11 protein-coding genes are annotated in these 14,352 nt (G+C 69.9%); 9 read left to right on the top strand and 2 right to left on the bottom strand.

Going from position 1 to position 14,352, the window contains the following annotated elements; all coding sequences use genetic code 11:
* Positions 1–32 precede the first annotated feature (32 nt).
* Positions 33–1,214 (bottom strand): PP2C family protein-serine/threonine phosphatase, encoded by a 1,182-nt coding sequence (locus tag AB0D04_RS07995; RefSeq protein ID WP_362700548.1) that lies wholly within the window; start codon positions 1,212–1,214, stop codon positions 33–35.
* A gap of 302 nt (positions 1,215–1,516) precedes the next feature.
* On the opposite strand from AB0D04_RS07995, the gene AB0D04_RS07990 reads away from it, so the two are divergent.
* From AB0D04_RS07990 to AB0D04_RS07970, 5 genes are all read left to right on the top strand, one after another.
* A complete protein-coding gene (locus AB0D04_RS07990; RefSeq protein WP_362700636.1) occupies positions 1,517–2,485 on the top strand; it encodes a cyclase family protein in 969 nt (322 codons plus the stop codon).
* Positions 2,486–2,660: 175 nt separating this feature from the next.
* Positions 2,661–5,519: a SpoIIE family protein phosphatase gene (locus AB0D04_RS07985; RefSeq protein WP_362700634.1), complete on the top strand. Its 2,859-nt coding sequence runs from the start codon at positions 2,661–2,663 to the stop codon at positions 5,517–5,519.
* 186 nt (positions 5,520–5,705) lie between these two features.
* Positions 5,706–7,241 (top strand): sugar ABC transporter ATP-binding protein, encoded by a 1,536-nt coding sequence (locus AB0D04_RS07980; RefSeq protein ID WP_362700546.1) that lies wholly within the window; start codon positions 5,706–5,708, stop codon positions 7,239–7,241.
* Positions 7,238–8,284, top strand: a complete 1,047-nt coding sequence (locus tag AB0D04_RS07975; RefSeq protein WP_362700544.1) for an ABC transporter permease — start codon at positions 7,238–7,240, stop codon at positions 8,282–8,284. Before AB0D04_RS07980 ends, AB0D04_RS07975 begins: the two co-directional genes overlap by 4 nt.
* 120 nt (positions 8,285–8,404) lie before the next feature.
* Positions 8,405–9,556 (top strand): substrate-binding domain-containing protein, encoded by a 1,152-nt coding sequence (locus AB0D04_RS07970; protein ID WP_362700542.1) that lies wholly within the window; start codon positions 8,405–8,407, stop codon positions 9,554–9,556.
* Between the two features lie 535 nt (positions 9,557–10,091).
* Here AB0D04_RS07970 and AB0D04_RS07965 read toward each other — a convergent pair.
* Complete coding sequence (locus tag AB0D04_RS07965) at positions 10,092–10,925, bottom strand: helix-turn-helix transcriptional regulator (RefSeq protein ID WP_362700540.1); 834 nt, start codon at positions 10,923–10,925, stop codon at positions 10,092–10,094.
* Between the two features lie 141 nt (positions 10,926–11,066).
* Between AB0D04_RS07965 and AB0D04_RS07960 the strand changes: the two genes are divergently transcribed.
* The 4 genes from AB0D04_RS07960 (at position 11,067) to AB0D04_RS07945 (ending at position 14,349) form a co-directional block, all read left to right on the top strand.
* Entirely contained in the window at positions 11,067–11,333 is a 267-nt protein-coding gene (locus tag AB0D04_RS07960; RefSeq protein ID WP_362700538.1) for an Atu4866 domain-containing protein, read from the top strand.
* Complete coding sequence (locus AB0D04_RS07955; protein WP_362700537.1) at positions 11,330–12,064, top strand: SDR family oxidoreductase; 735 nt, start codon at positions 11,330–11,332, stop codon at positions 12,062–12,064. The genes AB0D04_RS07960 and AB0D04_RS07955 overlap by 4 nt, the downstream gene beginning before the upstream one ends.
* Positions 12,065–12,085: 21 nt before the next feature.
* Positions 12,086–12,514 carry a nuclear transport factor 2 family protein gene (locus tag AB0D04_RS07950; protein ID WP_362700535.1) on the top strand — a complete coding sequence of 143 codons (429 nt, stop codon included), beginning with the start codon at positions 12,086–12,088 and terminating at the stop codon, positions 12,512–12,514.
* Positions 12,515–12,939: 425 nt separating this feature from the next.
* Positions 12,940–14,349: a hypothetical protein gene (locus tag AB0D04_RS07945; RefSeq protein ID WP_362700533.1), complete on the top strand. Its 1,410-nt coding sequence runs from the start codon at positions 12,940–12,942 to the stop codon at positions 14,347–14,349.
* The last annotated feature ends 3 nt before the right edge of the window (positions 14,350–14,352 follow it).

Here is a 14,352-nt window from a genome sequence, read left to right as displayed (position 1 = left end):
GTCCTGCTCAGCCATCGGCCGGGCCCGGTCCGTCACCGCGGTCCATCACTCCGGGAGACGGCAGCTGCGCCGCCCGGTCCACCGGCTTCGTCGTCGAGCCGGTCGACGAGGAGCATCGCCGCATCGTCCGCCAGGAGGTCCTCGGTGTGGCGGAGCAACCCCTGCCGCAGGTGTTCCAGGAACTCCGGCGGGGTGCAGGCCTGCACCGCTTCCATCGCCTCGGGCAGGGGGAAGAAGTCGTTGTCGCGATTGCGGGCTTCGGTCACACCGTCGGTGTGCAGCAGCAGACGGTCGCCCGGTGCGAACGGATAGCTCTCCGCCTCGGCGGGGGAACCGGTGACAAATGCTTCCAGACCGAGAGGCGGCAGTGGCGAGGCGGGCGTCAGGGCCTGAGCCTTGCCCCGGTGCAGCACCAGCGGAGGGGGATGACCGCGGTTGACCAGCTGAACCACAGGCCCGTCCGGCACCTGGGCCACGAGCGCGGTGACGAATCCTTCTGCCAGAACTTCGTCGTCGACGGCACCGGGCACGGCGCACTCCCGTTGCAGCGCGGCCGCGCAGTGGTTCATGACCTCCACCAGTTCCTCCTCGTAGTGCACCGCCTCCCGGAATGCGCCCAGCACGGCCGCGGCCGAGCGCACCGCAGGCAGTCCCTTCCCGCGGACGTCCCCCACGATTATCCGGACCCCATACCGGGTCTGCACGGCCTCGTACAGATCACCGCCGATCTGCGCCCCGGTCTCGGCCGCGAGGTACATGCTGGCCGCCCGCACCGGGCCCAGCCGGGCGGATACCGGGCGCAGCAGGACCTCCTGTGCTGCCACGGCGATCCGGCGGACCTGGTTGAGTTCGTTCCGGCTGCGCGTCCGCATGGCTGTGCTCATGACGAAACTGGCCGCGGACACCAGGAGAAGAGCCAGGAGGTTGCTATAGACCTGCTGGCTCCCCCACGCCTGGTTGTAGGTGGCGGTGGTCACGCTGACGGCCAGGGCCAGAGCCGCCGCCGCGACGGTGCCCTTCGGACCCATCGTCACCGCGGCCAACGCCGGAGTGGCGGTGAGGAGAGGGCCGGTATACAGAAAGTGTGCGGGTGAGAGTTCGATGGCCACCACGAACAGTGCGATCGCGAAGGGCACCCACTGCAGGGATGTGCAGAGGACCCGGCTTTGACCGCCCGCTCCTGATCGAGGAGATGAGCGGGGAGGCGACCGCATGGCTACAGCCTGCCTCGGTGAGGCCCAACGTTCCACTCCGTGCGTCCGAGGCATGCGGTGCCACGTCACCGAACGGGGGCGTGGGACCGCGCCAGCTCTTGGCAGCAGGCATCGGCCCGTCCATGGTCAGGATGGCGGTGCAGCGTCTGCGGTGGGCCTCCGAGTGGGCCAAGATCGAGTTGTCGGCGGCCGACGGGACCGCCGTCGATCCGGCGTACGCCGCGTCGGTCCGCCAAGGATCCGCTGTGCCTGGACGCGACGCCCGGACCGCAGCCCATCCGCCTTGGAGCGCTGATGAGCAGATGACCAGCAACCCCAGCGATGCACCGGTTCCCTCGACGGCCGGTATCGGCAATGGCCCTGCCGTCTCCCGCGAGGAGTTCGACGCGCTCTTCGAGACGGTCCGTACGTGGGGCCGCTGGACGCCGGCCGACCGCGGCGCCTGGAACCGGGTGTCTGCGGAGCACGTACGGCGGGCCACCACCCTGGTCCGGTCGGGAACCGTCGTCCCGATGGGGCGCCCGTGGGACACGGCACCTGGACCGGACAACAGTCGGCCCGCCCTGCATTACATGTCTGACCTGGGTGATGTTGAGGCCCCCGAGCCCTCCGTGCACAAGGACTTCCTCGCCGTCGATTACCACGGCAAGGCCGTCAGCCATCTGGATGCGCTGTCCCACATCGCCTACCGCGGGCACCTCTACGACGGCGGCGCCGCGCGTGAGCTGGTCACCGCCGCAGGTGCCCGCTTCGGGGCCGTCTCCGCGCTTGGCCCCCTTGTGGCCAAAGGCGTGCTCCTGGATCTTCCCGCCGTTCTGGGCGAGAAGTGGCTCGAACCCGGACGGGCTGTGCACGCCGAGGACATCGTTGCCGCGGAGGGGGCGCTCGGCGTGACGATCGGCGAGGGCGATGCGGTGCTGCTGCGGTCCGGGCGCTTCCGCCGCCGCCGGGAACTGGGTGCCTGGAATCCCGACGCGGCGAGCGCGGGCTTCCACGTGGACGCCATGCCCCTCCTGGCCGAGCGCGGCATCGCCGTGCTGGGCGGCGACGGCGACAGCGATGTACGGCCCTCGCCGGTCGACGGCCTGCATTCCCCGGTTCATGCGCTCGCCGTCGCCGCGATGGGGGTCCCGCTGCTGGACAACCTCGACCTCGAGGCACTCTCCGCGGTCGGGGCCGATACGGGCCGTTACGAGTTTCTCTTTCTGGTGGCCCCCCTGAACATTCCTGGCGGCACAGGGTCGCCCGTCAACCCGATCGCGGTCCTGTGACGGCCGTCAACGCCATGATCACCTCGGTCGGTTCGCCGAATACCCGGAGCCCCTCTTCCCTGCCCGCGCTCGGCGGCGCCATCTATACATAGGCCTACAATTGGATCAAATGGGACGGCTGCTCCGGCGTACGGGTGGCCCTTGGCGGCACGTACGGATGTGGGAAGTGATTGGGATGGGGCTCGCGGGAGATGACATCGGTCCCGCACGCGCCCGTGAGCAGTTTCTTCGCGGTGAGCCGGTCGAGGGCGCCGTACGCAGCTCGATCTTGAATTCATGGCAGCGTTCCCAGTCGCTGGGGCTCTCACCGGACGGATGCGAGCTGCCTTACGACCAGGATCTCGACCTGGACGGCCGACTCGTCCGCGCCGCGGTGCCCGTACTGGACCGGCTGCAGTCCAGGTTCGCGGGCAGGACCATGAACGTGTCCCTTGCCGATGGGCGCGGTGCCGTGCTGCAACGCCGTTTCGGCCAAAGCGCGATGGTCCGGCATCTGCCACCGATCCAGAGCGTCCCCGGCTTCGTATTCGCGGAACAATTCGGCGGGACCAATGGAATCGGTCTGGCACTTGCGGAAAGAAAACTGATCAACGTTTACGGAGCCGAGCATTTCGCCGAACGCGCCCAGTCGAATGCATGTGCGGCGATTCCCATCCGGGATCTGCTCAGTGGGCGCATAGAAGGCATTCTTTGCTTCGGCTATCCGATGGCCGATGCGGATGCCGCGCTGAACGCCCTGATCCGCAGGGCGGCCGGCATCATCGAGCGCCGGATGCTGGAACAGAGTTCGACGCGAGAGCGCGCCCTGCTGCAGGCGTATCTCGACGCCAGGCGCCGCTCGCCGACCGGGACAGGCAACGGGCAGCTGGGCGAGCTCGCCGAGAGCGGGCTGGACTGGCGTGACCAGATGATCCTCAAGGAGCGGGCCACCGACCTGATCTCCTCGGCCCAACGAGCCGCCGTCGAGGTACCCCTGCCCGGCGGCCGACGCGTCACCTTGCTGAGCAGCCCGGTGACCAGCTCCTGCGGAGTGGAGGGCGTCATCATCGAAGCGGTCCTTCCCTCGCAGCAGCAGCCCCTCGCCGTCCGCGCCGAAGCCGGCGTGCCGCCCAACCCGCCGGCACAGCCGGTCCTCGCCCCCACCACCGCGCTGCGCGAGAGCCGCCCCGGCCCCGTACCCGGCCGAGCGGTCACGACGGCCCGCACGCCCGGCACCACCGGAAGTACCGGCACCCCCGGAAGTACCGCTGACGGTACGACCAGTGGGCTGGTGCTGCTGGGCGAGCCGGGGGTGGGCACGTACGCCGTGGCGGCCCGACGACGCCTGGAGCTGCTGTCCGAGGCCAGCACCCGCATCGGCACCAGCCTGGACGTGAGCCGCACCGCCCGGGAACTCGCCGAGATGGCCGTCCCGCGCCTGGCCGACTTCGTCACCATCGACCTTCCCGAAGCGGTGCTGCGCGGCGAGGAACCGACCGATCCGCGCGCCGGCCTGCACCGCACGGTGGTCCACGGCTATCGCGACGACTGCCCCTTCTACCCGGCCGGTGCGCGGGTCGATCTTCGCCCGACCACTCCCCAACTCCGCTGTCTGACCAGCGGACAGCCGGTACTCGAGCCCGACCTGAGAGCCGCTCCGGGCTGGATCGCCCAGGATCCCGCGGCCGCCCAGCGCATCCTCGGCCACAACGTCCACTCCCTGATCGCCGTCCCCCTGATCGCCCGCGGCATCGCCCTGGGCGTAGCAAGCTTCTACCGTTCGCGGGACCCCGCCCCCTTCGGGGACGACGACCGTTCCCTGGCCCAGGAACTCGCCACCCGCGCTGCCATCTGCATCGACAACGCCCGCCGGTACACCCGCGAACACACCATGGTCGTGGCTCTGCAGCGCAGCCTGCTGCCGCACAGCTTCCCCGAGCTGAACGCCGTCGAGGTCGCCTACCGCTATCTGCCTGCCGAGTCCGGAGTCGGCGGGGACTGGTTCGACGTCATCCCCCTCTCCAGCAGCCGCGTCGCCCTTATCGTCGGGGACGTCGTCGGCCATGGAATGCACGCCGCCGCCACCATGGGCCGACTGCGCACCGCCGCCCGTAACTTCGCCGAACTGGACCTCGCCCCGGACGAGGTCCTCACCCACCTCGACAATCTGGTGGGGCGCCTCGACCGGGACGAGGGCCATGAGGAATCCTCCGCCGATGGCACCGGCATCATCGGCGCCACCTGCCTGTACACGATCTACGACCCCGCCTCGCAGCAGTGCGTGATGGCCCGAGCCGGCCACCCCCCGCCCGCGCTGGTCCGCCCCGACGGCGCCGTCACCTTCCCCGACCTGCCGGCCGGCCCGCCTCTGGGCCTGGGCGGGCTCCCCTTCGAAACCGCCGAATTCCACCTCCCCGAAGGCAGCCAGCTCGTCCTCTACACCGACGGAGTCATCGAAGACCGCCACCGCGACGTCGACGCGGCCCTCGACCGGCTGCGCCAAGCCCTGGCGCACCCGAGCCGCCCGCCCGACGACACCTGTGAGGCCGTTCTCCGGACCGTGGTGCCCGACCGCCCCTCGGACGACATCGCACTGCTCGTCGCCCGCACCCACGCCCTGGACCCGCACCGGATCGCCACCTGGGAGCTGCCCGCCGACCCGGCGCTCGTTTCCGGAATCCGTGCCGGTGTCGCTCGCCAACTGACCGAATGGGGGCTGGATGAGGTCGTCTTCGCCACCGAACTCCTGCTCAGCGAGCTGGTCACCAATGCCATCCGCTACGGCACCGCCCCCATCCAGGTGCGCCTGCTCTACGACCGCACGCTGACCTGCGAGGTCGCCGACACCAGCAGCACCGCCCCGCACCTGCGCCAGGCGGCCACCACGGACGAGGGCGGCCGCGGCCTGTTCCTCGTCGCCCATCTCACCCAGGCCTGGGGCACCCGCTACACCACCGATGGCAAGGTCATCTGGGCCGAGTGCGCTCTGGAGGTACCCGGCACAAAGCCCGGCACCGTCGAGAGCTCTTTCGACGACATTCCCGCTCTCTCCTAGCCCATCCGGCAGAGAAGCCAAATAGGGCCTTAGCATGCGGAAATGCGGCAACAGGTGCTGGTAGGGCGCTGCGGGACCACACCACAGGACGCCATCACCACCGCGAAGCGCCCGGCGCCCTCGCCCCTTCAGCCAGGAAAGCCCTTCAGTCAGGAAGAACCAAAAGGCCGGCCCCCGGAGAATTCTGTGCCTGACGCCCATGAGACCGCCCCTCCCCCGCGCCGAGGCCCGGAGCCTCTCGTCCGCATACGCGGTCTCAGCAAGCGGTTCGGCGGCACACTGGCACTGGACGCGGTCGACCTCGACATCGACTCCGGGAGCATCCTCGCCCTGCTCGGTCCCAACGGTGCCGGAAAGTCCACCCTCATCAAGGTCCTCGCGGGCGTCCTCCACGCGGACCAGGGCGAGGTGACGGTTGCCGGGCACCCGCTCGGCACCGAAGCGGCCTCCCGCACCATGTCCTTCATCCACCAGGACCTGGGACTGGTCGAGTGGATGACAGTCGCCGAAAACATCGCTCTGGTGGCCGGCTATCCACGCCGCGCAGGACTGCTGTCCTGGCGGATGAGCCACCGGCAGTGCTCCGAGGCCCTGGGCATCATCGCCGCGCACCTCGACCCGCGCGCCACCCTCGGTGATCTCCCGCGGGCCGAACGCTCCCTGGTGGCCATTGCCCGCGCACTTGCCACACAAGCCGAGCTGATCGTCCTTGACGAGCCGACCGCCAGCCTCCCGGCGGCGGACTGTGCCCGTCTCTTCGGTGTGCTGCACTCCCTGCGCGACCAGGGCCATGCCATCGTCTTCGTCACCCATCGGCTCGATGAGGTGTACAAGGTCGCCGACACCTTCGCCGTCCTGCGCGACGGCCGCCTCATCAGCCGGGGCCCGCTCGCCGGCTACCGCCCCGCCCGGCTGGTGCACGACATCGTCGGCCACGAACCGGGCAGCTACCGGATCGCCCCCGCCTCGGGCTCGGCAGTCCTGAGCCTCGACGGCGTACGGACCGCGAACACGGCGCCGGTCAGCCTGGAAGTGCGCGCCGGTGAGATCCTCGGCCTGGTGGGCCTCACCGGCGCCGGACACATGGAACTGGGCCGCGCCCTGGCCGGCGCCCGCCCGATCATCGGCGGACGGGCCCTGCTCGACGGGCGCCCCTACGCACCGAGCACGGTCACGGCCGCAGTCGATACCGGCGTCGCCTTTGTGACCAGCAACCGTCAGGAAGAGGGCTGCGCGGCCGAGCTGACCGTACGGGAGAACTTCCTGGCCAACCCCCGGGCAGACGGCCTGACGGCCTTTCACTGGATCGGCCCCCGGCGCGAGCGGGCCGAGGCCACCGAGCTGGTCGAGCGGTTTTCGGTCCATCCCCGGGACAGCGAGGCGCCGATCTCCACCCTGTCCGGCGGGAACCAGCAGAAGATCATGGTCGGCCGGGGGCTCAGGACGAGCCGACGGCTGCTGATCCTCGAAGAGCCGACCGCCGGGGTGGACGTCGGGGCCAAGACGGCGGTCTACCGCCTGCTGCAGGACGCGCTCGCCGAAGGCCTCGCCGTCCTGCTCCTCTCCACCGACTTCGAGGAGGTCGCCAAGGTGTGCCATCGCGCCCTGGTGTTCGTCCGCGGGGTGGAGACAGTGGAGCTGAGCGGTGCAGCCCTCACTGTCACGGGACTCGCCCGCGCCGCTTCTGCCATGGCCCCTCTTACCGGGACGACGAGACGATGACCCCCTCCCCCTCCCCCCGTTCCCCGCTGCGCCGCCGGACGGGGCACCTCATCAGTTCCTACGGCCTGTTGGCGCTCACCGCCGTGCTGTTCCTGGCCTTCTCCCTCGCCCTGCCGGACACCTTTCCCACGCTGGACAACATCTCGGCGGTCCTGTCCAACCAGTCGATCCCCGCCATCCTCGCGCTCGGCGCCACGATCCCCATCGTCACAGCCCATTTCGACCTGTCCATCGGCTATGGTCTCGGCCTCGCGCACGTCATGACCCTGCAGCTCATCGCCAACGAATCCTGGCCCTGGCCACTCGCCTGCCTCGTGGTGATTCTCGGCGGGGCGGCAGTCGGTACCGTCAACGGTGTCGTCGTCGAATTCGCGAGGATCAACTCGTTCATCGCCACCCTCGGCACCGGCAGCATTCTCTACGCCCTCACCGGCTGGATCACCAACGGCGCCCGGATCGTCCCCGGCCCGCACGGCCTGCCGGCCGCCTTCACCGACCTCTACGACTCCAGGTTCCTCGGCCTGCCGGTCTCCGCCTTCTACGTCCTCGCCCTCACCGCCGTACTGTGGCTGCTCCTGGAACGACTGCCGCTCGGCCGGTACCTGTACGTCATCGGCTCCAACCCCCGCGCCGCCGACCTGGTCGGCATCCCCACCCGACGCTACGTCATCTACGCCTTCGCCGGATCGGGTCTGATCGTCGGTATCGCCGGTGTCCTGCTCGCCGCGCAGCAGCGCATCGGCAACCCCAGCGTCGGTCTGGACTACCTGCTGCCCGCGTTCGTCGGTGCGCTGCTCGGCTCCACCGCGATCAAACCCGGCCGCGCCAACGCCCTGGGCACCCTGATCGCCGTCGTCATCCTCGCCGTCGGCCTCGCCGGCATCGGCCAGCTCGGTGCCCAGTTCTGGGTCACCCCGCTGTTCAACGGCGCCACTTTGCTCATCGCCGTCGGCATGGCCGGCTATGCCGCGCGGCGACAACTACGGCAACGCCGGACGGAACCTCCCCGAGCGCTCCACGACAGGCCCAAAGTCCCCTCGTAACCACGCCTGTCGTCACCACGCCTGTCGTCACCACGCCTGTCGCGCCCCCGCCCATCGCACTCCGCGGTCACCACCACGCCCCGTCGCCACCACGCCCTCCCCTCCGCAAGGAAGCGCCCCGTGCACGCGAACCGCAGGACCGTCCTCGGCAGCGCAGCCGTACTGGCAGTCGCGGCCACCCTCATCGTCGGCTGCGAGCGCGGCACATCGACCGGTGCCGGCTCCTCCTCTGCACGGCTGGAAGGACCCGGTTGCCCCGCTGTCCTGGCCAGAGCCAAGGCGGCCGTGCAGCATGCCGAGAAGGCCCACTCCGCATGGCACGGACCGGCCGGTGGCCCCAAGGCAACCTCCGGCATGAAGATCGTCTATGTCGCGCAGACCATGACCAACCCCGGTGTCGCAGGCGCCGCCAAGGGCGTGGAGGAAGCCGCGAAAGCCCTCGGCTGGAACGTCCGGGTGATCGACGGCCAGGGCACGCCCGCCGGGATCCAGGCCGCATTCAGCCAAGCCATCGCCCTCCGGCCGTCGGGCATCGTCATCGGCGGCTTCGACCCCCATCTGACGTCACAGCAGGTCGCGACGGCCCACGCACAACACATCCCGCTCATCGGCTGGCACGCGGTCGCCGCTCCCGGCCCGAGCCGGGACCCCGAACTCTTCAGCAACATCACGACCAGGGTCGAGGACGTCGCGAAGATCAGCGCGGACTGGATCATCACGCACGCCAATGGCAACGGCGGAGTCGTCGTGTTCACGGATGCGTCGATTCCGTTCGCCAGGAACAAGTCCGAACTGATCAAGAAGGAACTTGCCACGTGCGCCGGCCTGAAGCTGCTGGCAGAGGAGAACATCCCGATCTCGGACACCAGCAGCCGAACCCCCCAGGAAGTCTCCTCGCTCCTCTCCCGCTTCCCTGACTCCTGGACACACTCCGTAGCCATCAACGACGTGTACTTCGCCGACGCCGCCCCGGCCCTGCGCGCAGCACGCAGGAAGGGCGCCGACGCCCCCTTCAACATCGGCGCGGGCGACGGCGACCCCTCCGCCTTCCAACGCATCAACAGCAAGCAGTTCCAGACAGCCACCGTCCCCGAACCCTTCGCCCAGCAGGGCTGGCAGATCCTCGACGAATTCAACCGCGCCTTCTCCGGCAAACCCGCCAGCGGCTACGTCGCCCCCGTACACATCTCCACCGCCGCCAACAGCAAAGGCGCGACAGCCTGGGACCCGCCCGGCTACCGCACGACGTACCGGAAGATCTGGGGCAGGTAGCCCCCGTAACACACATGACGTTGAGTAATCATCGGCAGGGCCGGCAACCGTGCGGTCGTTCCCCCACTCTGGGCACACTGCACCGCCCCGTGGGCCCTGGGGAGAATCTGGGGAGAATCGAATGCGGACCGGCCCGCGCGGCAGTCACTGCAGGCCGCATTCCGGGTCGTGTGGTTGCTACTGAACTTGATGGGGTGATATCAGGTCAGTTGCCTGACGGCACTGGGGTGGCCTCTGGGTGAGATGTGTGGTGACGGCCAACGCACGGCCACCTGAGGCGACCCGACGACCGCGACAAGTGCATCCGCCTGGTGCGCCGCGCGGTCGAACTCGGCGTGCAGCTCATCGACTCCGCCGGGTGAACTCGCCTGCCCCGGCGGGCTGGTCGACCGATCGCGTCCGCGCCTGGGATGACCTCGTCCCAGGTCACGCTTGCCTGGCTGCTGGCCCACTCCGAGGTCATGCTGCCATTCCCAGCACATCCAAGGTTGCTGCTCCATGCCCGGCCACGGATCGCACCTCACCGGCACTTCGGCTACCTGACGGCCCGATTCGAGGGGACGTGGAGGGAGCCGAGCAGGCCCAGGGCCTGGGCGCTGGGGCTGCCGGGTTCGGCCTGGTAGATGACGAGTTGCTGGCCTGGAGCGTCGCGTACGTCGAAGGACTGGTAGGTGAGTGTCAGGGGGCCGACGTCCGGGTGGAGGACGTGCTTGGCGTCCTGGTTCTTGCCACGTACGGCGTGGGCGTTCCACAGGCGCGTGAAGTCCGCGCTGTGCTCGGTGAGGGCGCGGACGAGTTCCCGCAGCCGCGGGCTGTCCGGGTCGAGGCCGGCCGCCTGGCGCAGGTGGCCCACGGTGGCCTGCGCCGTGTGGTTCCACCGGGTGTAGAACTGCCGGCCTGCCGGGTCGAGGAAGGTCATGCGGGCCAGATTGTCGGCCGGTGCGAAGGGTGAGTGCAGGGCATCGGCCAGGGTGTTGGCCGCGAGCACGTCCAAGGTCCGGTTGATGACGAACGCCGGGGCGCCCGGGTAACCGTCCATCAGCTGCCGCAGGGCGGGACTGACTCGGTCCGTGGTGTGGGTGAACTGGTTGCTGGGTGCTGTCCCGGCCAGCTGGTGCAGGTGCGCGTGGGCGTCGGGGCCCAGCCGCAGGGCGCGGCCGAGCGCGTCGAGTACCTGGGCCGATGGGTGGCGTTCACGTCCCTGTTCCAGCCGGGTGTAGTAATCCGCGTTCACCCCGGCCAGGACGGCGACCTCCTCACGGCGCAGCCCGGTGACCCTGCGCGCGCCGTGGCTCGCCATGCCGAGGTCCTCCGGCCGCAGGGCCGCCCTGCGCGCACGGAGGAAATCACCCAGGTGGTTGTCGGTCATGTCCTCAGGCTAGGCCGTAGGGGCGGTGTGCTGCCTGGGTGTACCGCACCCAGGGAGCACAGGTCCTGGTCGGCGGTCTCTGCCCCGCTCAGACTCGGTCGGGCAGGACAGATCCGCACCCATGGACGAGGGGAGTCCGTCGTGGCAGGGAACACGGCGCAGGACGATGCCGACGTGGTCGGCATGTGGGTGACCGCGGACGGTCACATCCGTCAGGAGTTGCGGGCGGACGGCCGGTACGACGAGGCCCGCGGTGACCGGCGCGGCGCGTACACGGGCCGCTACACCGTGACCGGCCGGCACATCGATTACGTCGACGACTCCGGGTTCACCGCGACGGGCGACATCCGTGACGGTGTGCTCTACCACGAGCACCTCGTGCTCTATCGAGAGGACAAGCAGGCATGACAGACGCAGCCAAGGTCGTGGTGGTGACCGGAGCGAGCAGCGGGATCGGAGAGGCGACCGCCCGCCGGCTTGCAGCCGACGGTCACCGTCTCCTCCTGGGAGCGCGGCGCACCGACCGTCTCGACGCGCTGACCAAGGAAATCGCCGCCGAGGGTGGCTCGGCGGCGTTCCAGCGGCTGGATGTGACAGATGCCGCCGATGTCCGGGCTTTCGTGTCCGCCGCCCGCGAGCGCTACGGCCGGATCGACGTGGTGGTGAACAACGCCGGAGTGATGCCGCTTTCGCCGCTGGAAGCGCTGAAGGTCGACGAGTGGGACCGGATGATCGACGTGAACGTGCGGGGAGTCCTGCACGGGATCGCCGCCGCGCTGCCCGCGATGCGGGCTCAGGGCGGCGGGCACTTCGTGAACATCGCCTCCGTCGGCGCGTACGAGGTCTCTCCCACCGCCGCCGTCTACTGCGCCACCAAGTTCGCCGTCCGCGCGATCTCCGAGGGACTGCGCCAGGAGTCCAACGGAAGCATCCGGGTCACCCTCGTCTCCCCGGGCGTGACCGAGTCCGAACTCGCCCACAGCATCTCCGACCCTGCCGCCAGGGAGGCCATGAAGACCTACCGCGCCGTGGCACTGCCCGCCTCCGCCATCGCGGAGGCCATTGCCTACGCCATTTCGCAGCCTTCGCAGGTCGACGTCAACGAAATCGTCGTCCGTCCCGCCGCAAGCGCCCAATGACCCGTCCGGGAAGGAACTGACATGCCGCACACCGCCGCCGACTACGACAGCCTGGCCTGCAGGCTGCGGGCCCTGGAGGACAAGGAAGCTCTGCGCGCCCTCATGATCCGCGGGTGGAGGGCGCTGGACACCAAGGACTGGCAGACCTGGATCGATTGCTGGGCCGAGGACGCGGTGCTGGAGTTCGGGCCGTGGGAGAAGACCCAGGGGAAGGAGGCGGTCCGGGCGAAGGTGGAAGAGGCGGAATCGCCTTACTCGAGGATGCAGCATCACATGCTCAACATGCACTTCGACGTAGAGGGCGACCGTGCAACTGGCATCGGCTACATGTGGTTTGTCGCCGTCACCGCACCCGGGAGAGCCTCCTCTCTCTACGCCATGGGCGGGCCCTACGACTGGGAGTTCCGTCGGGGCCCGGACGGCTGGCTCCTGGTCCGCCAAAGGCTCTGACGCCCACGGAGCAGGTGAAATAGGAAAGTACGGACGTACACACCACCGAGGCGACCGTGCCGAACGTCAAGGTGGCCTCCCCCGTCCAACAGTGCCTAGCCGCGCATAACCTCAAGCCCACCGAGCACTACCTCGATGCTGGCTGCCCCTTGGCCGACCGGATCACCGCCGTCCGCCAGCAGGGGATCACCATGGTCACCCCGCTCCTGCGTCCGTATGGCCACCAGCCGCGCCGACGGCCCGTCCGGCGGCTCCTTCGACGCGGCTGGCCCGGTCCCCTGGTAGCGGCGCCAGAACCTGCGGCTGCACAAAGCGCCGAACTCCCCGCAGGGGCGAGGTGTTTCGCCGTACGCTTGCTGCTCATGGAGCGCTTAGATCCCGTAAACCCTCCTGCTGTCAGGCGTGCAGTGACGCACGATGCGGTGGTGATCATCCCCGGAATCATGGGGAGTGAACTCGTCGAGGCCGACACGGGTCGCGTCCTGTGGGGGATGAGGCAGGCGCTCGCGTACGCCGCGCGCTGGCACCACAAGAGCGGGATGGCGGCGCTGGCCGTCACGGAAGACGAGCGGGCCGGGAAGGTCGGGCGGGTCACCGCACGGCGGCTGCTCAAGTTCGCCTCTTGGTCTCCGCTGCTGGGTGGTGTGGAGCCGTACACCAACCTGGTGAGGGGGCTCACGCCAGCCGTCGCCGACCCCGCCGCGATCTGCGAGTTCCCGTACGACTGGCGGCTCCCGGTCGCCTACAACGCCCGCCGACTGGCCGAGGCCGTCGACCGGCATCTGACGGCCTGGACCGCGCATCCCGCGTACGAGGCGGCTCGGCGCCACGACCCCGACGGGCGGCCCGCCGAAGTGGTCCTCATCGCCCACTCCATGGGCGGACTGCTGGTCCGGGAGCTGGCCCGGATCCCCGGGGCGGTCGAGCGCGTACGCGCCACACTCACCCTCGGGACGCCGTTCCACGGCGCGGTGAAGGCTGCGGCGATCCTCAACTCCGGCCGCGGGGCGCCCGTACCGCTGCCCCACCGGCAGCTGCGCGACCTCGCCCGTACCTTCCCCGGGCTGCACGACCTGCTCCCCGCCTACCGCTGTGTCGAGACCGACGACGACATGGTCCCGCTGACCCCCGCCGACGTGGCGGACCTCGGCGGCGACCGCGAACTCGCCGCGCACTCCCTCGACCGCCTCAGGGTGCTCAGGGGCGCGCCGCTCCCGGGTCACCGGATGGCCGTGGGGATCGCCCAGCACACCATGCAGAGCCTGCGGCTGGACTCCGGGGTCGTCACACCCCAGGCGTATGTGTTCCAGCGGCGCGACGACGACGAGATCTGGCGGGACGAGATCGGGCGGCCCTTCACGGAGGACCTCGGGGGCGACGGCACCGTCTACCGGTACGCCGGACATGCGGGCGGAGTCGAGGAGGTCGCCCTCGCCCAGCAGCACGGCGCCCTGGCCACCTGCGGCGGTGCGATCGACCTGGCGCGCGGACTGCTGACCGGGCTGCGCCGGCTGGAGGACCTCGGACAGCGGCTCGGGCACGGCGAGACCGGGCTGGAAGTGCCCGATCTGGTCACCGCGGGCGAGGAGTTCGAGATCACCGTGACCGGCGAGGACAACCCCCGCAGGATGAGCTGCGTGGTCCAAGACAGCGGCGACGCCGACCGGGTCGTCGCGAGCCCGCAACTGCCACCGCGTAGCGACGCGTCCGGTGCCCTGCGGGCCCGGTGCCGGCTGCGGGAACCCGGCCTGTACCGGATCAAGGTGTCCGGCGGCAGCGAACCGGTCACCCGGCTCGTCCTGGCCGCCACCGAGGACCCGGACCTCGGCAGCTGATCC

The organism is Streptomyces sp. NPDC048483, assembly GCF_040651455.1.
Classification (GTDB): Bacteria; Actinomycetota; Actinomycetes; order Streptomycetales; family Streptomycetaceae; genus Streptomyces.
The sequence above is the reverse complement of the archived record's forward strand: the minus strand, read 5'-3'. Positions and strand labels throughout refer to the sequence as shown.